Here is a 17,147-nt window from a genome sequence, read left to right as displayed (position 1 = left end):
TCCGGAGGTACGGGATTACCTGCTGGCGTCCCATCTGGGAAAGGAGCCTGCCATGGCCGCGATTCTGGAAGAGCTGGGGCTAAAGCCCATAATTCATGCCAATCTGGCGCTGGGGGAAGGAACGGGAGCCGTATCCTTTTTCCCTCTTCTTGATATGGCATATCAGGTATACCGGGAAAATGCGACCTTTGAGGATCTGGAGATGGACGCCTATCAGGATTACGGCGCGGGAAAGGGGCCGGAATGCTGATCCTGGTAACGGGAGGAAGCGGAAGCGGCAAATCTGCCTTCGCAGAACAGAAAGCCGTTTCCCTTGCTGCCGGGGGAGAGCTTGTATACCTTGCCACCATGCAGGTATATGGCGAGGAAGGGAAAAAGAAGGTGGAGCGCCACAGACAGCTGCGGCGCGGCAAAGGCTTTGAAACCATAGAACGGCCTGTCCGGGTGGACAGGGCGGAGCCGGGAGAGGATGCCACGGTGCTTCTGGAATGCATGAGCAACCTGATGGCAAATGAAATGTTTTCCCTGGATCCTCCGGAAGAAAAGGAAGGCGGCGGGGAAGAGGCCTGGCGCCGTATTCTGCGCCAGATCGAAGCATTGTACTCCAAATGCCGCCATCTGGTGATTGTGACGGGGGAAGTATTTTCCGACGGCGCTGCCTACGAAGAAGGCACCCTGGATTATATCCGCCAGCTGGGAGAGGTGAACTGCCGCCTTGGCAGGAAGGCGGAGGAGGTCTGGGAAGTGGTGTACGGAATTCCTCTGTCGCTGAAAAAAGGCGGAGAACAGGAAAAAATCAGGCAGATTTGCAGACAAAACTGTGAAATGCAGGAGGATCAGGCATGAAGAAAATAAAATCCATCGGCAGCTCCTTTGCCATTGCGTTTTCCATGTATTCCAAAATTCCCATGCCCCAGGCGGAATGGTCGGAGGAAAACCGGAAATATGTCATCTGTTTTTTCCCGTTGGTGGGAGCTGTGGCAGGTGCGTTATGCTATGCCTGGTACAGGCTGTGCGGAGGTATCAATGCAGGAGCTTTCTTCTATACGGCCGGCATGGCGGCCATTCCGCTGTTTCTTACGGGCGGCATCCATGTGGACGGCTTTATGGATACCATGGATGCCCTGCATTCCTACAGGGATCGGGAGGAAAAGCTGCGGATACTGAAGGATTCCCATATCGGCGCTTTTGCAGTCATTTGTCTGCTGGGGTATTACCTTACTTATCTGGGAGGCATATCCGAGCTGAAAAGTGACAGGGCGGTCCTGTGCTTCTGCCTTGGCTTTCTGCTGTCCAGAACGCTGAGCGGCCTGAGCCTGGTTTATTTTCCCGCGGCGAAAAAGGAAGGACTTCTTTATGCGTTCTCCTCCACCGCCCATAAAAGGTGTGTCCGCCTGGTCCTGCTTTTCCTGCTGGCTGTTTGTCTGTTGGCCCTGCTTTTTGCATCCCCGGTGGGAGGAGCGCTTGCCGCGGCTGGGAATCTGGCGGTATTCCTGTGGTACAGGCATATGTCACAGAAGGAATTCGGCGGTATCACCGGGGATCTGGCAGGCTGTTTTCTGCTGTGCGCCGAATGGATGAGCGCCGTGATACCTGCCCTATTATGCCTGCTGCAGGTTTTGTAGGGGAATTGTAACTTGTAACGTCAGGTCACAGCTTTGCTTCTGACCGTAAGAGTGCGGATTCGGGCTGCCGGCAAAGTGAGGCCCGGAAGCGCGGATGGAGAGCCAGGGAGTTAAAATGGAAGTTTATATCGGAGGAAGGGCACAGGGAAAGCTTGCCTTTGTGAGGGAAAAATATCCGCAAAAGACAAAAATCGCAGATGGTAAATATGCTGCGCAGGAGGAGTGCCTGCGGGCAGAAATTATCGATCATTTTCATCTGTATCTGGGCCGTTTCGGGGCAGATGCAGCCGCCGCCCTGCGTTCGGCGGAACGCATCTGCCGGGAAAATCCGGAAGTGATAATTATCTGCGATGAGATCGGCTGCGGCATTGTGCCGCTGGAAAAAAGCGACAGGGATTACAGGGAAAACGTGGGCCGGATCATGTGCAGGGTAGTGGAACGGGCAGAGCATGTGGAGCGCCTTATCTGCGGCATACCACAGCGCCTGAAGTAAAGCTGCAGCGTTTCGGCAGCACGTGCATTGGCCGGGCTGACCGTATGAAAGTGATTCAGGAGTGCTAAAATCCCATCTCTTAAGGCGATTTGGGATGGGTTTGGCAGTAACTGTGAAGCTGCCAAACAGAGGAGGAAACACATGATCAGGAAGCTCATACTCATCCGCCACGGCATGACGGCGGGAAACAGGGAAAAAAGATATATCGGCATGACGGACGAGAAGCTGTGTCCCATAGGGCGGGAAGTATTAAACCAGGAGAAAAAAAGGGGCCTGTATCCCGCTGCGGATCTCCTTTTTTCAAGCCCGCTCGTTCGCTGCCTGGAGACTGCCGCCATTTTGTATCCCGGGCAGGAACCGTTGATAATCGAAGCCTTCCGCGAATGCAGCTTCGGCCAGTTCGAAGGGAAAAATTATAAAGAACTATCAGGCAATCCGCTGTATCAGGCCTGGATTGACAGCGGCGGCGCCCTTCCTTTTCCCGGAGGAGAGAGCATGGAAAGCTTCCGGGAGCGGTGCGCACGGGGGCTGGGACAGCTGCTTGCCCGCTTTGAAGAGGAGGAAAAACCGCAGACTGCGGCCTGCATTGTCCACGGAGGGACGATAATGGCCCTGCTTTCCCGCTTCGGAACGGAGGGCAAGGACTATTATGACTACCAGTGCGGCAATGGCCAGGGCTATTGCTGCCCGGTGGAAAAGAACGGTAAAGGAGAGATCAGGCTTTCATGGATACAGCCATTGCAATATTCGCAGGATTTATTTTAGATTTGCTCTTCGGGGATCCTTATTGGATGCCCCATCCCATCCGTGCCATGGGGGCGGGGATAGGCCTGCTGGAAAAAAAGCTGCGCCGCCCCGGGCAGTCGCCGCAGGCGCAGTTTTGTTCCGGCCTGCTCCTTGTGTGTATTATGGTGCTGCTGTCCGCCCTGGTTCCGGCGGCTCTGCTTTTCCTTGCCTGCCGGATACATCCCGCGGCAGGAATTGTGCTGGAGTCCTTCATGTGCTACCAGATTCTTGCCACCAAATGCCTGAAGACGGAGAGCATGAAGGTCTGCAAAGCGCTGCGGGAGGGGGATGTGGAAAAAGCGCGGACGGCCGTTTCCATGATTGTGGGACGGGATACCGCGGTATTATCTGAGGAAGGGATCATTAAGGCGGCGGTGGAAACCGTGGCGGAGAATACCTCCGACGGCAGCATTGCCCCTTTATGCTTTCTCCTGCTTGGCGGGCCTGTTGCCGGTTTTGCATACAAGGCAGTGAATACCATGGATTCCATGCTGGGCTATAAGAATGAAAAATATCTGTATTTCGGCAGGGCGGCGGCCCGTCTGGACGACGTGGTCAACTTCATCCCCTCCCGTCTGGCGGCCTGGGCCATGATTGCAGCCTCCCGTCTGTGCGGCCTGGATGCCGCAGGGGCATACCGGATCTGGAAACGGGATCGGTTCTGCCATGTCAGCCCCAATTCGGCGCAGACGGAGTCGGTATGCGCAGGCGCGCTGGGCGTGGCGCTGGCAGGAGATGCGGTTTATTTTGGGAAAACCGTTAAAAAACCCTTTATCGGGGACGCCCGCCGCTGCGTGGAGGCGGAGGATATCGTCAGAGCCAACCGGCTTTTGTACGTATCCGCAGGGATAATCTGGCTGGCAGGGCTGCTGCTTCGGTGGACACTTTGCGGAGGCTGGGGATTATAAAATTCTGCCCTCCGGATTATGACCGGAACCTATCGATGAATGGGCAAAGGAAGAAAGAAAAAACAGGCGGGAACAGATATGGATTTTTTTGAACACGGCGGCCGGAATGGCGGCACAAACATAAGCTATGATTTTTCTGCGAATATCAATCCACTGGGAATGCCGGATACCGCAGCGCAGGTGCTGCAGAGGGAATGGAAACGGGCGGAAAGCTATCCGGAAGAAACCAGCCGCACCCTTTGTGAGGCCATCGCCCGGCAGTGGCAGGCCAAGGAGGCGCAGCTTGTATGCACCAACGGCGCTTCGGAGCTGATTTATGCCGCTGTCCGTGCGCTTAAGCCTGCGGCCGGGCTGATTCTTGCCCCTGCTTTTTCCGAATACGAAAGAGCGCTCCTTGCGGCGGATTGTCCTGTGAGGTGTTTCCCTTTACGGCGGGAAAACGGCTTTCAGGCAGATGAGGGCCTGCTTACGTTCCTGGAACAGCAGCCCTCCGGAAGCCTGCTGTTTCTGTGTAATCCCAATAATCCGGTGGGAAACTGCATGGATCCCAAGCTGTCAGAACGGGTGCTCCGGCTGACGGCCCGGAAAAAAATCTGGCTGGCAGCGGATGAAACTTTCCTGCCCTTTTGCAGGGATTATGAGAACATCAGTATGAAGCGTTTTTACAGGGATTATGGAAATCTCCTGATAATTAACGCCTTTACCAAGCTGTATGCCATGCCGGGCCTGCGTCTGGGCTACGGAATCTGCGCCGACAGGGAGGTTATCCGGCAAATCAGGCGTCAGCTCCCGGCCTGGAACGTATCTGTCCCTGCCCAGTTGGCCGGCCTGGCGGCGCTGCGTGAAGAGGACTATCGGGAGAGAACCATCGGATATCTGGAAAAAGAGCGCGCCTGTCTGATAGAAGGCCTGAAAAAAAGAGATAAGCTGATATACCGTATCTATCCGCCCTGTGCGAATTTTATTTTTTTTGAGGGCGTGCCGGGCCTGGACAGGCTGCTTGCAGGAAAGGGCTTCGCCATCCGCAGCTGTGAGAATTACCGCCGTCTGGGACCTGGCGATTACCGGATAGCGGTACGTACAGGGGAAGAAAATGAAGCGCTGCTTCAGGTGTTGGACGAGCTTGCAAAAGAGCTGTAATAAAGAAAGGCAGGAAAAGGTATGGCAAAAAATCTGATGATTCAGGGGACGATGTCCAATGCGGGAAAAAGCATCCTGACCGCAGGAATTCTGCGCGTTCTGTATCAGGACGGCTACCGCGTCGCCCCCTTTAAGTCACAAAACATGGCTCTGAATTCCTATATTACCAGGGACGGACTGGAAATGGGCCGTGCCCAGGTAATGCAGGCGGAGGCCGCCGGCATTGAACCGGATATCCGGATGAATCCCATATTGCTCAAACCCAACAGTGATATGGGCTCCCAGGTGATTGTAAACGGCGAGGTCCTGGGAAACCGGGAGGCAAAGGAGTATTTTCGCATGAAAAAAAGCCTGATTCCCTCTATTATGAAGGCCTACGGAGAACTGGATAAAAGCTTTGACGTGATTGTCATAGAAGGCGCGGGAAGCCCTGCGGAAATCAACCTGAAGGATAATGATATTGTCAATATGGGACTGGCACGCATGGTTGACGCGCCCGTGCTGTTGGTGGGGGATATCGACCGCGGCGGCGTATTTGCCCAGCTGCTGGGTACCATCTGGCTTCTGGAGGAAGAGGAGCGGGCCAGGGTTAAAGGACTTGTGATCAATAAATTCCGGGGGGATAAAACCATCCTGGATCCCGGACTGAAGCAGCTGTATGACAAATGCCGTATTCCCATAACCGGGGTGATTCCCTACACGAAGCTGGATATCGACGACGAAGACAGCCTTTCGGAACGGCTTGACAGACGACAGACCGGCACAGGGATCGATGCGGCGGTCATCCGTTTCCCGCATATCTCCAATTTTACGGATTTCGGCATGCTGGAGGGCTGCGAGGGCGTTTCCGTCCGGTATGTAAATACGGCGGAGGAGCTGGGAAAACCGGATATTTTGTTCCTGCCCGGCAGCAAAAATACCATGTCGGATCTGCTGTGGATAAGACAGAACGGCCTGGAAGCGGGCATACAGAAAGCCGCCCTGGAGGGCTGCCGCATTTTTGGCATCTGCGGCGGCTATCAGATGCTGGGACAGCGTCTGCTGGATCCGGACGGCTGTGAGCACGGCGGCGAACTGGCCGGACTGGGACTGCTTCCCGTCACCACAACATTTGGCAAAAGGAAGCATCGCACCAGAGTGGAGGGCCGCGTGGAACCAATAGAGGGCATCTATCAGGGAATGAGCGGCGTATCGGCAGAGGGCTATGAAATCCATATGGGAGAAACCTGCCTTCTGGAAACCTGCGGACGTTTTGCCAGCGTGACGGACTGCGTTACCGGAAAACAGTATCCGGACGGCTGTGTCAAAGGGAACGTATGCGGCACGTATATTCATGGAATACTGGACGCCCCCGGTTTGCTGAAGGGCCTTCTGAATCCTGTTTTTCTGGAAAAAGGCATGACTCCGGGCACCTACAGGGATCTGGCAGGTTACAGGCAGGAACAGTATGATATCCTGGCGGATGTCATCCGGGCCCACATGGATATGGATGCGGTCCGGCGGATAATCGGACTGAAATAAGGAGTGAAAATATAATGAATCTGAATCAGATTGGCCCCGGGGAGATCGAAAAAAGAAGCTTTGAAATTATTGAAGAGGAACTGGGAAGAGAGCTGGATCCGGTTTTGAAGCCCATTATTAAAAGAGTAATACATACCACAGCGGATTTCAGCTATGCGGATACCCTGTTTTTTTCCGAAAATGCGGTGGAAAAGGGACTGCAGGCCCTCAGAGAGGGCGTATCCATCATTACGGATACAAATATGGGAAGAGCGGGCATAAATAAGAAAAAACTGGAGCAGTACGGAGGAAAGGTACACTGCTTTATGGCGGATGAAGATGTGGCCGCTGCTGCTTTGACACAACAGACCACCAGGGCCGCCGTGAGCATGGATAAAGCGGCCGCCATGCAGGAGGATTTTATTTTTGCCATCGGCAATGCGCCTACTGCCCTGATACGTCTCTATGAACTGATACAGGAGGGAAAAATCCGTCCCCGGCTGATTATCGGCGTACCGGTGGGATTTGTCAATGTGGTGGAGGCGAAAGAACTGATCCTGACAGCAGGCGTGCCGGTGATAGTGGCGAGAGGCCGGAAGGGCGGCAGCAATGTGGCTGCGGCGATTTGTAATGCGTTGATTTATCAGCTGTAATTTTTGATTCTCCCGACCCTTCCGGCCGATACAAAAACGATACGGAGCTGACATTATTTTTTTACTGAGAATTATGTAAAAAAGGATGAAAAAACTCTTCCTTTCTGATAGGATTAAAAGTATGAACGAAGGATTTTCCATGGGAATAGCTTTTCCAGAAAAAATCCGTCAGGTAAAATGACACGTAAACGAAAAAATATTATCAGGCAGGAGGATACTTTATGGAACCGTCAAAAGAATATGATTCATTATTCAGGCAATATAGTGATAAATCCCAGGAAGAGCTGGAAAGGATTATTTCGTCGGAGGGCGATTATACAGAACTGGCTAAAAAAGCGGCAAGGGACGTATTAAATTCTGACAGGACGAAATATTACCAGAAAATTACAGAACAGGTAAACAAAGAGAAGGCAGTAACGCAAAAAATTGAAATTACACAGAATCATCCATTGTATCATGATATACATCAAATCGCAGGGGATATCAGGTTTATGAGGAATCTTATTATTGCAGGCCTGGCAATCTGTTTTATTTTTGGAATCATCGGCGGTTTTCTGGTATTTTAATGGCCCAAATAATATCCGGGAAATTTATATTGACATATGAATTTCCCGGAGGTAGGATAATAAAAGAAATTGCCGCCGGAGGGCTGGGGAAAACAGTATCTGAAAGTGGCATTGTTCCTGTTGGCCGCGGCTTTCGCGCAGAATATGCTGCAGCCTGGCGAAGGGAAAAAGGATACCGCCGTGTGGCGGTTTTGTTTTAAAGATAAATCTTACATATGTAATCAAATGGAGGCTGATATGAAAAGGAAACGGAGAAGACGCAGGAGGAACCGGGCCGGAATGATGCGGATGAAAAGAATTTTTCTCCTTCTGGCGGCTGTTGTAATCGTTGTGGGGGCAGGAGTCCTGATTTTTAACGGAGTGAAGAAGCTTCTGCCTGCAATTGGAGAGGAAAAGGCGGAAAAGGAACCGGAGACGCCGGAAGAATTGCTTCTATATTATATGGCCTGTATTGAAGACGGAAAATATGAAGAAATGTACCATATGCTGGATGCCCAGACCAGAAGCGGGATTTCAGAGGAGGCCTTTGCAGAACGTAACAAGAAGATTTATGAGGGAATTGAAGCGGCGGATGTCCGGATAACGGTAACACAGGCCCAGGAAAGCGGAAGCCAGGCAGCGACGGTTTTTTATGATACGACAATGGATAGTGTGGCCGGAGAAATTTCCTTTTCCAACCAGGCTGTTTTTTTGAAAAGGACTGGCGAAGAGGAAGGATATCCTTATGCGCTTGTCTGGGAGGACAGCCTGATTTTTCCTGGACTGACGGCCTATGACAAGGTGAAGGTCACAAGAGACGAGGCTGCCAGGGGAACGATTGTGGATCGGAATGGCAGGCTTCTTGCAGGCCGGGGTACGGGTTCTTCGGTGGGCCTGGTGCCCGGGAAAATGCCGGATAATGAAGAAGGGCTGCCGGATGAAACTGAGGTGACGGACGGCCAGGCTGAGTCGGGCGGCGAAACTGCGCAAAGCCGGGTGGAAGACACATCTGAAGCTGTGGAGGCGGAGGAAGAGAACGAATCCGTCATACGCCTGGCAGAGCTTCTCGGGGTTTCCACAGAGAGTATACGGAAGAAGCTGTCGGCCAAATGGGTGAAACCGGATTCCTTTGTTCCGATTAAGACAATCCAGAAGCTGACCGACCAGGAGCTGATGGCGGAATACCCTTCGGAGGAAACCATCCGGAAAAAAGAGCTGCAGGACGCCTTGCTGGCGATTCCTGGTGTGCTGATAACAGATGTGGAGATACGGGACTATCCGCTGGGAAAAGCGGCCGCCCATCTGACCGGCTACATCCAGCAGGTGACGGCGGAGGATCTGGAAAAACATCCCGGGGAGGGCTACCGGTCAAACAGCGTTATCGGCCGCAGCGGCATGGAGCTTCTCTATGAAAAAGAACTGAAGGGCCGTGACGGCTGTGAGATAAGCATCGTGGATGAACAGGGAAATAAAAAAGCCACGCTTGCCCGGATTACAAAAAGGGACGGGGAAACCATTCAGCTCACCATAGATGCCGGACTCCAGCAGGTTCTGTACGAAGCCTATGCGGAGGATAAAAGCTGCTCCGTAGCCATGGATCCTTACACCGGGGAAATCCTTGCCCTGGTAAGCACGCCTTCCTATGACAGCAGGGATTTTATTTATGGCATGTCCCAGACGCTTTGGGACAGCCTGAATGAGGATGAAAGGATGCCCCTTTATAACCGCTTCCGGCAGAAGCTGTGTCCGGGCTCTTCCTTTAAACCCGTCATTGCAGCCATCGGCCTGGATACAGGAGCCATTGATCCCAACGAGGATTACGGCAATGTCGGCCTGTCATGGCAGAAGGATGCCAGCTGGGGAAATTATTATGTAACAACCCTCCATGCCTATGATCCGGTTGTCCTGAAAAATGCCCTGATTTATTCTGACAATATTTATTTTGCCAAGGCAGCTCTGCGCATCGGGGAAAAGGATCTGACAGCATCCCTGGATAAGCTGGGCTTCGGCCAGGAGATTCCCTTTGAAATATCCCTTGCCCCGTCACAGTATTCCAATGAAGAGGGAATTGATTCGGAAATTCAGCTTGCGGACAGCGGATATGGACAGGGACAGGTTCTGGTGAACCCGATCCATCTGGCGGCGCTTTACACAGGCTTTGCCAACGACGGAAACGTGCTGAGGCCGCGTCTGCGCTACCAGTCGGATGCCAAGCCTGAGTTCTGGCTGGAGCAGGCCTATACCCAGGATACGGCCCGCCTGATTGAAGAGGCCATGGAACAGGTAATCGCCTCTCCCCATGGAACCGGACGTAGCGCCTACCGGGAGGATATCCTGCTTGCCGGAAAAACAGGAACCGCAGAAATCAAACAGTCCAAAACGGATACCACAGGTACGGAGCTGGGCTGGTTCTGCGTATTCACGCCTCAGAAAAATGCGGACAGGCCGATTCTTCTTCTTACTATGACGGAGGATGTAAAAGGCAGAGGCGGCAGCGGTTACGTGGTGGGTAAATCAAAGGAGGTCCTCAATTACTATTTCAGCAGAGAATAATTCATCGGACGTCATAAGAGGATATAAACTGATTTTGCCACAGCGCCAGGAAACAGGGCTATGGGAAACATAACTATTTGACAAAGGCCCCCTGCTGAAATTATAATGGTACAGGATAACAGAAAATAAAAGCCGTACCGCTTCCTCAGGGAGGCGGGGAAGGCTGAAAATCAGGAGGCATATAGATGACATTTACGTACCCGGCAGTTTTTACCCCCAAAAAGGAGGGAGCAGGCTATTACGTGGCATTTCCGGATCTGGAAGGCTGTGAGGCACAGGGACCGGATCTGGAGGATGCGATAGATAATGCTGCTGATGCAGCATATAACTGGATCTGTGCGGAAATGGAAGAGGAAGAATGCGAACTTCCCCCGCAGACGCACGAGGATGATATTGAACTGAAGGAAGGGGAATTCGTGAGAAGGATTCTGGTGAGAATCAAGCTGCTTCCCGACAATGACTGATAAAAGACCGGCTGCCCCATTGATATGCCCCTTGTCTGCCTGACAAGGGGCATATCACATGAGGCGCAGGTTATTTTTTTGCCCTGCTATTTAAAAATATGGATGGTGCCGTTGTCGTTCAGGTGACGCAGCAGGGAAAGACTGATTGGAAAGCCGAACAGGCCCACAACACCCAGCAGCTGGACCCCTGCAAACATACTTGCCAGCGTTACCACCGGGTGAAGCCCGATCTGGCTGCCGACGATTTTGGGCTCGATGATATTCCGGATGACCGTTATAAACAGATAGACAATAAGCAGCCCCAGAGACAGGGAATAATTGCCGGTCAGCGCGGAAATCACCATCCAGGGGATCATGATTCCCCCTGTCCCAAGAACCGGAAGGACGTCAAATACCGAAATCAGGAAAGCAATCAATATCGAATTTTTCACACCAATCACCGTCAGCCCAAGAGAAAGCTCCACGAAGGTAATTGACATGATCAAAGCGTAGGAACGGATGCATACAAAAAGGGTTCCCACTACATATTCTTTTACCTGCATAAAAATTTTCTGCGTTTTTCCGCCCAGCTGTTTCAAAAAGAAACCAGTGAGAAGCTCGTAATCCGCGGCAATAAAAAATGTGGAAATAATCATAAGCAGCAGCTTGATGAAAAGTCCCGGCAAGGAGGAGGCAATTCCGGAGATGGTTCCCATGGCGCCAACGGACAGGCCGGATACCATCTGTCCTAACGACTGTGTAAACTGGTTAAAAAGATCTTCCAGGGTGGAAACCAGGGAGGGATCCATTTTTTGCAGAGCCTGCTCCAGATTCCCGAAAATCCCCATTAATACCGGTTCCACATGCCGGGCGTAAATCTGCGGCAGATTCAGCACCAGATCCCTCGTTGAAGAAAATGCGCGGATGCCCACAAGGGAAAGCAGCAAGCCTATGGTGGAATAAAAAATAAGTACCAGCAGGATCGCCGTTGGTTTCTGGGGAATATGAAGCTTACGGGATAAAAATAAAACAGGTTTTCTTAATAAATAGGCCAGAATAAAAGCAATTACAAAGGGAGCCAGTAGGGGCAGCCCATATTTCAGGACGACAAATGCTGCGCACAAAAGAAGTGCATAGTAGAGAAAATTAATGAGGAAAGCTTTCTTTTTTTCCATTTTTATCATCGGCAGGGCCGTCATGCGCCCTGCCTTGTCCTTTCTATAATCAGTTTACCCGGTATTTAAACGGTTATCTGAGTCTATTCAAAAATCATGACCAACAGACCGGCTTTTTTGCCGGAAATACAAAAAAAGCACAGCCCCTGCCATAATGGGCAGAGGTTATGCATGTTTTATGGGAACTGCGTTAAAATCCTGTGTATCAAGCCGCGGGGGAGCGGCCGGCCTGGTTGTCATTCGATAATTTTTCTCCCGGGGTACCATTTTTATTCATTGTAAAGGATATGTAAAGGGGTGGCAAGATGAAAAGGGAATTTTTTACACAGATTTAACACAGGAGCTTCCTGTTCCCACTCCATAGGGGAGAAATTGATTATTGGAAAAAGCATAAATCTATATTATATGGAATTAATTTTTTTGTGGTCAGTTTAAAACATACATTTGTTATCTGCCGGCAGTTTGTGCTAAAAGGGCAGCGCAGTAATCGGCTTCCTATTTACCGGATTTCTAAAATCCCCTGAAATACTGAAAAAACAGGCCTTTTATTCGGCCTGTTTACAGATAGCTGGAATTATTAATTCAAATATATACTGAATACCGTAAAAACGCTTTCGTAAATTCTATCCTTATGCGAAAATGAATATAAGTTTAAAACTGGTATTTCGTGGCAATTTAAACTCGACACTGGAATTTATTGTAAGACAAGTTTTATATTTTGTCAATTAATGAGTATAAAATAATACTTAAATGTCATTTTTTGCGTTTCTTATTTATAATACAGGTAACAGCGTGCCTGTATAAAGGCTAAATGAAAATGATATACAGATAATCCGGGGACCTAAATTGCCATTGATACCTTTTTGATTTATAAGCCGTCAAATTTTTCGTCAGATTCTGGGAGGACATTATGGCAAGAAAAGGAGAGAACATTTATAAAAGGAAGGATGGACGATGGGAAGGAAGGTATGGTGCGGGAAGGCTCCCGGACGGAAGAGCCAGATACCGTTCGGTTTACGGGAAAACCTACAGGGAAGTGAAGGAAAAGCTTCTTATTAAAAAGAGAGATGCCTGCCTGGCAGGCGGAAAAAAAAACATGCTGCCGCCGGGGCTTACGATCCGGGAATCCGTCCGCCTGTGGATGGAGGAGAATCAGACGAAATGGAAGGAATCCACATTTGCTACCTACCGTTCCATTGCGGAGAAACATATCCTGCCAGTCATCGGCAGACAGGCGGTTTCCGGTTTTGATGAGGAAGCCTGGCGCGCTTATTTTGAAGTCCTGCGCGGACAGGCCTGCGCAGCGCAGGAAAAAAAGCTGTCCGAAACCTATCTTCATCAGATTTTCATCCTGCTCAGCCAGATTTTTCATTTCCTGGGGAAAAAATTCCGCTGCAACAGACCGGAGCTGCCCTCGGTTACCTCCCCGGCTAAAGCACAGATTCCGCAGCCGCCGGAAGGGCGCGAACTTAAAAAACTGGAGGAACACCTTATAAAAAGCGCACAGGAAGGAGATCTGACCAGCCTGGGGGTGCTGCTGTCGGGCTGCAGCGGAATCCGGATTGGCGAGCTTTGCGCACTGCAGTGGAAAGACATTGATTTAGAAAAAGAAAGTATCATAGTACGCAAAACAATGCAGAGAATACGAACTTTTTCCTCCGCAGACGAAGCTGGCATGGCGGGAAAGACCGGAACCAGGGTGATTATAACCGCGCCGAAATCCAGGAATTCCATCCGGGAGATCCCTCTGCCGGGATTCCTTGTGGAACTGCTGAAAACCGCCAGGAAAAGCGGCCAAATATCTGAGGAAGGCTATGTACTGAAGGGGATAAGGAAGGAATATACAGAACCGCGCACGCTGCAGTACCGTTTTCAGGCAATCCTGAAAAAACTGGGGATCCCAGGCTTCAATTTTCATATGCTGCGCCATATTTTTGCCACAAACTGTATTTCCCAGGGATTTGACATGAAGACGCTGAGTGAACTGCTGGGACATTCCAATGTGGGCACGACTATGCGTATTTATGTGCACTCGGATATGGAACGGAAAAAAATGCTGATGTCAGGATATAAAATGGCGGCCTGAATAACCGCTTCCGGTACAGGTTGAATGGAACCTTTGCGGAAGTTTTTTTGTCATGCCTGTTTTTCCAGACGTATCCGGCCATAAAATATAAAAAGGCCGGAATTCCGTATCATCAGGCAGACAGGTTTTCAGAAGCCGTCAAAAAAATGGTCATTAATTCAACAGAAGTGTAGAAAACAGCTCCGGCGGTTCTTTTTCGCAAAAGGATAGATTTTGCGAAAATAAACTGCCGGAACTGTTTTTTGATCAGAGGTTCCCGCAATAGACGCCTTATAAGCCAATAACAGAATATAACGATTGTACACCAGAAAAAAGAACGCCGGAAGGTGGGAAACAATGGAAAAAGATACGTATGACAGAAAAGCGGCTGGAAAGCGGATCCGTGAGAAACGCAGACAGCTGGGAATCACAATGAAGGAAGCCGCGGAACAGCTGGGACGTGTGCCTACTTATTATGCGGACATTGAAAGGGGAAACTGCGGGATGTCGGTGGAAACGATGATCGCAATTTCCAGACTGTACCATATGTCCCTGGATTACCTGATTCTTGGGAAAGAAGATGATGACAGGGCGGTCAAAGACAGGGAAATAAACCGGACAGAAGAATCTGAGGCGGTATATCAGCTGCTGAACAGTGTGTCAAAGCGGGAGCGGATGTATGCGGCGAAGGTGCTGCGGACTTTTTTGATTGCCTGCAGTGATGTGGGTTTGAAGGAAGAGGAACTGCAGACGGATGGCGATGGGCAGTTAGATGGCCTGAAAAACGGATAGAGACAGGAAACGGGATGGAATAGTTGGTATGGGTGGAATAGAGAATATCCAGGGGTTAGAAAATATCCATGGATTAGAAGATATCCATGGGTTAGAAGATATTCAAGGATTTACTGATATTCATTGCCATGTGCTGCCGATGGTGGATGACGGGGCGGAAACGATGGAAATGGCGCTGGACATGCTGAGGATTGCGGCAGAGGAAGGTATCCGGAAAATGATTCTGACACCTCACCAGAAGGCGGACAGAAAATGTGTCACTCCGGAAGGAATTATCAGGCGGATGGTTCTGCTTCAGGAAGAGGCGGATAAAAAAGGAATTCCGGTAAAACTGTTTCCGGGAAATGAAATTTTTTACAGACATGGGCTGGGAGAACTGCTGGAGCTGGGAAAAATCAGGACACTGGCGGATTCTCATTATGTATTGGTGGAATTCCTGCCCGGTGAGGACTTTGGGTATATACGGGATGCTTTAAACCGGCTTATTTCTTTTGGATACTGGCCGGTGGTGGCACATGTGGAGAGATACATGAATGTGGTGAAGAATCTGCAGAAAGCAGAGGAGCTGAAAGAGGATACCGGGTGTTATTTTCAGATAAATGCAGCGAGCGTCATGGGGGAGCATGGATTTGGAGAGAAAGCGATTACAAGGAAGCTGTTGAAGCAGGGAGCCGTTGATTTTGTAGGGACGGACGCCCACCGGAGTGAAGGCAGGCGGGGCCCCCGCCTGAGAGAATGCGCCGAATGGATACAGAAAAGGCTTGGGAAGGATTATGCAGATAAGCTTTTGATTGGGAACCCGCAGGCGGTACTGGAGGACAGGGTGATTTAGCGCAGAGAGAAAATGCAGATAGGAAATATAGATAGAAAGTACAGATAGAAAATACAGATGGAAAGTACAAATAGAAAATACGGATAGATACTGTAAATTGATTATGCAGACAGGTCAAATGTTAATCACAGTCAATGGATATTAAACTTTATCAGATAAGAAACAGGATGGGAGAAAGCAAGGAATGGAAGAGAATACAATACGCCAGACGGATGAAATTGAGATTGATTTATGGGAAATCTGTCTGGTGCTGATACATAATCTGGCATTGATTATTTCCGTGGGAATCATGGTGGCGCTGGGCACTTTTCTGTTTACGCAGCTGCTGGTGACGCCTACTTATGAGTCCACTACTAAGATATATATATTGAATAAACAGGAAAATGCTTCGGTTACTTATTCGGATATCCAGTTGGGTACACAGCTGACGAAGGACTATGCGGAGTTGATCCAGAGCCGGTTTGTCTTAGAAGAAGTGGTACAGGGGATGGGGCTTGATCTGACGTATGAGCAGATGAAGGAAAAGGTTTCGGTTACTACGCCGACGGATACCCGTATTCTGGCGATTACAGTAAAAGATTCCGACCCGGTAATGGCGATGAAAATGGCCAATGCGATCCGGGAGGCTGCCGCAGTACATATCATGAACGTGATGGACATCCAGGCGGTGAATGTGGCGGAGACTGCAAACATGCCGATGAAAAAGGCGAGTCCCAGCGTATTGAAGAATACGTTTATTGGCGGGCTGCTTGGGGTATTTCTGATAATCGCTGTTGTGCTGGTCCGTTACCTGATGGATGACACGGTGAAAACCCCGGAGGATGTGGAGAAGTATCTGCAGCTTTCTACCTTGGCGGTAATTCCGTTAAATGAAGGGGAAAGCGAAGGAAAAAAGAAAAAGAAGAAAGTAAAAAGAAGCTAGAAAGTTAGCTGGAACAACGATGATTTAGAAAAAGGCGGGCAGGAACGAGAAGAAGTTTTTTCTGCTGTTATCATACGCGGCTTGTAAACGAAAGAAAAAAGAAGGCGGAGAAAGAATGCAGACGGTAAATTTTAATGCAATAGAGAAACTGGATTTCCGGACGAAGGAAAGCTATAAGACACTGCGGACGAACCTGGAATTTTCCGGCAGGGACAGGAAGGTGATTTCTGTAACCAGCTGTACGCCGAATGAAGGAAAGACCAGCGTCTCCTTTCAGCTGGCACTGTCGGTTGCGGAAGGCGGCAAGCGGGTGGTCCTTGTGGATGCAGACTTGAGAAAATCAGTACTGAAGGGAAGATATAAGACGAATGCTTCCAGGTACGGACTGTCTCATTATTTGAGCGGGCAGGCCTCAATTCAGGATATCACATGCAGGACAAATATTGAGAACTTCTTTGTTATTTTTTCCGGCCCAGTGCCGCCTAATCCCAGTGAACTGTTGGGGAACGATGCATTTCGTCTGCTGCTGGAATATCTACGGAATGAATACGATTATGTGATTGTAGATACGCCGCCGCTGGGAAGCGTAATTGACGGGGCAGTTGCCGCACAGTATTGCGATGGAACGGTAGTTGTGATTGAAAGCGGCGCAATCAGCTATAAGTTTGCGCAGAAGGTGAAGGAGCAGCTGGAGAAGGTGGACTGCCGGATCCTG

18 protein-coding genes are annotated in these 17,147 nt (G+C 50.1%); 17 read left to right on the top strand and 1 reads right to left on the bottom strand.

Going from position 1 to position 17,147, the window contains the following annotated elements:
- The 12 genes from HMPREF1548_RS10985 to HMPREF1548_RS10930 all read left to right on the top strand — a co-directional run.
- A partial coding sequence (locus HMPREF1548_RS10985; RefSeq protein ID WP_021636152.1) for a nicotinate-nucleotide--dimethylbenzimidazole phosphoribosyltransferase occupies nt 1–250 on the top strand: 250 nt, incomplete at its 5' end.
- Nucleotides 244–846: a bifunctional adenosylcobinamide kinase/adenosylcobinamide-phosphate guanylyltransferase gene (locus HMPREF1548_RS10980; protein ID WP_021636151.1), complete on the top strand. Its 603-nt coding sequence runs from the start codon at nt 244–246 to the stop codon at nt 844–846. The genes HMPREF1548_RS10985 and HMPREF1548_RS10980, both read left to right, overlap by 7 nt.
- Nucleotides 843–1,625 carry an adenosylcobinamide-GDP ribazoletransferase gene (locus tag HMPREF1548_RS10975; protein ID WP_021636150.1) on the top strand — a complete coding sequence of 261 codons (783 nt, stop codon included), beginning with the start codon at nt 843–845 and terminating at the stop codon, nt 1,623–1,625. The genes HMPREF1548_RS10980 and HMPREF1548_RS10975 overlap by 4 nt, the downstream gene beginning before the upstream one ends.
- A 115-nt stretch (nt 1,626–1,740) precedes the next feature.
- Nucleotides 1,741–2,118 carry a bifunctional adenosylcobinamide kinase/adenosylcobinamide-phosphate guanylyltransferase gene (locus HMPREF1548_RS10970; RefSeq protein ID WP_025489577.1) on the top strand — a complete coding sequence of 126 codons (378 nt, stop codon included), beginning with the start codon at nt 1,741–1,743 and terminating at the stop codon, nt 2,116–2,118.
- 141 nt (nt 2,119–2,259) lie between these two features.
- Nucleotides 2,260–2,883, top strand: coding sequence for a histidine phosphatase family protein (locus HMPREF1548_RS10965; RefSeq protein WP_021636148.1), 624 nt, complete (start codon nt 2,260–2,262; stop codon nt 2,881–2,883).
- Nucleotides 2,844–3,812, top strand: a complete 969-nt coding sequence (gene cbiB / locus HMPREF1548_RS10960) for an adenosylcobinamide-phosphate synthase CbiB (RefSeq protein ID WP_021636147.1) — start codon at nt 2,844–2,846, stop codon at nt 3,810–3,812. The genes HMPREF1548_RS10965 and cbiB overlap by 40 nt, the downstream gene beginning before the upstream one ends.
- Before the next feature lie 78 nt (nt 3,813–3,890).
- Nucleotides 3,891–4,952, top strand: a complete 1,062-nt coding sequence (locus HMPREF1548_RS10955) for a pyridoxal phosphate-dependent aminotransferase (RefSeq protein ID WP_035321799.1) — start codon at nt 3,891–3,893, stop codon at nt 4,950–4,952.
- 21 nt (nt 4,953–4,973) lie between these two features.
- Nucleotides 4,974–6,473, top strand: a complete 1,500-nt coding sequence (locus HMPREF1548_RS10950; protein ID WP_021636145.1) for a cobyric acid synthase — start codon at nt 4,974–4,976, stop codon at nt 6,471–6,473.
- 14 nt (nt 6,474–6,487) lie between these two features.
- Nucleotides 6,488–7,105 (top strand): precorrin-8X methylmutase, encoded by a 618-nt coding sequence (locus tag HMPREF1548_RS10945; RefSeq protein ID WP_021636144.1) that lies wholly within the window; start codon nt 6,488–6,490, stop codon nt 7,103–7,105.
- Between the two features lie 221 nt (nt 7,106–7,326).
- On the top strand, nt 7,327–7,671 hold the full coding sequence (locus HMPREF1548_RS10940; RefSeq protein WP_021636142.1) for a hypothetical protein: 345 nt from the start codon (nt 7,327–7,329) through the stop codon (nt 7,669–7,671).
- A 237-nt stretch (nt 7,672–7,908) separates the two neighbouring features.
- A complete protein-coding gene (locus HMPREF1548_RS10935) occupies nt 7,909–10,203 on the top strand; it encodes a penicillin-binding transpeptidase domain-containing protein (RefSeq protein WP_276946535.1) in 2,295 nt (764 codons plus the stop codon).
- 185 nt (nt 10,204–10,388) lie between these two features.
- Nucleotides 10,389–10,667, top strand: coding sequence for a type II toxin-antitoxin system HicB family antitoxin (locus HMPREF1548_RS10930; RefSeq protein ID WP_021636140.1), 279 nt, complete (start codon nt 10,389–10,391; stop codon nt 10,665–10,667).
- Between the two features lie 86 nt (nt 10,668–10,753).
- Here the strand turns inward: HMPREF1548_RS10930 and ytvI are convergent, their stop codons facing one another.
- Nucleotides 10,754–11,821 (bottom strand): sporulation integral membrane protein YtvI, encoded by a 1,068-nt coding sequence (gene ytvI, locus HMPREF1548_RS10925; RefSeq protein ID WP_330413801.1) that lies wholly within the window; start codon nt 11,819–11,821, stop codon nt 10,754–10,756.
- A 910-nt stretch (nt 11,822–12,731) separates the two neighbouring features.
- Here ytvI and HMPREF1548_RS10920 point away from each other — a divergent pair.
- The 5 genes from HMPREF1548_RS10920 to HMPREF1548_RS10900 form a co-directional block, all read left to right on the top strand.
- Nucleotides 12,732–13,907 carry a tyrosine-type recombinase/integrase gene (locus tag HMPREF1548_RS10920; RefSeq protein WP_021636135.1) on the top strand — a complete coding sequence of 392 codons (1,176 nt, stop codon included), beginning with the start codon at nt 12,732–12,734 and terminating at the stop codon, nt 13,905–13,907.
- 336 nt (nt 13,908–14,243) lie between these two features.
- Entirely contained in the window at nt 14,244–14,678 is a 435-nt protein-coding gene (locus HMPREF1548_RS10915; protein ID WP_021636132.1) for a helix-turn-helix domain-containing protein, read from the top strand.
- Nucleotides 14,679–14,706: 28 nt separating this feature from the next.
- Nucleotides 14,707–15,510, top strand: a complete 804-nt coding sequence (locus HMPREF1548_RS10910) for a CpsB/CapC family capsule biosynthesis tyrosine phosphatase (protein WP_021636131.1) — start codon at nt 14,707–14,709, stop codon at nt 15,508–15,510.
- Between the two features lie 184 nt (nt 15,511–15,694).
- A complete protein-coding gene (locus tag HMPREF1548_RS10905; RefSeq protein ID WP_021636130.1) occupies nt 15,695–16,432 on the top strand; it encodes a YveK family protein in 738 nt (245 codons plus the stop codon).
- Nucleotides 16,433–16,547: 115 nt separating this feature from the next.
- Nucleotides 16,548–17,147 (top strand): CpsD/CapB family tyrosine-protein kinase (locus HMPREF1548_RS10900; protein ID WP_021636129.1); only part of this gene is annotated, 600 nt, incomplete at its 3' end.

It is taken from the genome of Clostridium sp. KLE 1755 (assembly GCF_000466465.2).
GTDB classification, from domain to species: domain Bacteria; phylum Bacillota; class Clostridia; order Lachnospirales; family Lachnospiraceae; genus Eisenbergiella; species Eisenbergiella porci.
The sequence above is the reverse complement of the archived record's forward strand: the minus strand, read 5'-3'. Positions and strand labels throughout refer to the sequence as shown.

What these genes read in the sequence shown, in the direction of transcription:
- HMPREF1548_RS10980 (WP_021636151.1), top strand. Translation starts at nt 244, where the DNA reads ATGCTGATCCTGGTAACGGGAGGAAGCGGAAGCGGCAAATCTGCCTTC.
- HMPREF1548_RS10975 (WP_021636150.1), top strand. Translation starts at nt 843, where the DNA reads ATGAAGAAAATAAAATCCATCGGCAGCTCCTTTGCCATTGCGTTTTCC.
- HMPREF1548_RS10970 (WP_025489577.1), top strand. Translation starts at nt 1,741, where the DNA reads ATGGAAGTTTATATCGGAGGAAGGGCACAGGGAAAGCTTGCCTTTGTG.
- HMPREF1548_RS10965 (WP_021636148.1), top strand. Translation starts at nt 2,260, where the DNA reads ATGATCAGGAAGCTCATACTCATCCGCCACGGCATGACGGCGGGAAAC.
- cbiB (WP_021636147.1), top strand. Translation starts at nt 2,844, where the DNA reads ATGGATACAGCCATTGCAATATTCGCAGGATTTATTTTAGATTTGCTC.
- HMPREF1548_RS10955 (WP_035321799.1), top strand. Translation starts at nt 3,891, where the DNA reads ATGGATTTTTTTGAACACGGCGGCCGGAATGGCGGCACAAACATAAGC.
- HMPREF1548_RS10950 (WP_021636145.1), top strand. Translation starts at nt 4,974, where the DNA reads ATGGCAAAAAATCTGATGATTCAGGGGACGATGTCCAATGCGGGAAAA.
- HMPREF1548_RS10945 (WP_021636144.1), top strand. Translation starts at nt 6,488, where the DNA reads ATGAATCTGAATCAGATTGGCCCCGGGGAGATCGAAAAAAGAAGCTTT.
- HMPREF1548_RS10940 (WP_021636142.1), top strand. Translation starts at nt 7,327, where the DNA reads ATGGAACCGTCAAAAGAATATGATTCATTATTCAGGCAATATAGTGAT.
- HMPREF1548_RS10935 (WP_276946535.1), top strand. Translation starts at nt 7,909, where the DNA reads ATGAAAAGGAAACGGAGAAGACGCAGGAGGAACCGGGCCGGAATGATG.
- HMPREF1548_RS10930 (WP_021636140.1), top strand. Translation starts at nt 10,389, where the DNA reads ATGACATTTACGTACCCGGCAGTTTTTACCCCCAAAAAGGAGGGAGCA.
- ytvI (WP_330413801.1), bottom strand. Translation starts at nt 11,821, where the DNA reads ATGGAAAAAAAGAAAGCTTTCCTCATTAATTTTCTCTACTATGCACTT.
- HMPREF1548_RS10920 (WP_021636135.1), top strand. Translation starts at nt 12,732, where the DNA reads ATGGCAAGAAAAGGAGAGAACATTTATAAAAGGAAGGATGGACGATGG.
- HMPREF1548_RS10915 (WP_021636132.1), top strand. Translation starts at nt 14,244, where the DNA reads ATGGAAAAAGATACGTATGACAGAAAAGCGGCTGGAAAGCGGATCCGT.
- HMPREF1548_RS10910 (WP_021636131.1), top strand. Translation starts at nt 14,707, where the DNA reads ATGGGTGGAATAGAGAATATCCAGGGGTTAGAAAATATCCATGGATTA.
- HMPREF1548_RS10905 (WP_021636130.1), top strand. Translation starts at nt 15,695, where the DNA reads ATGGAAGAGAATACAATACGCCAGACGGATGAAATTGAGATTGATTTA.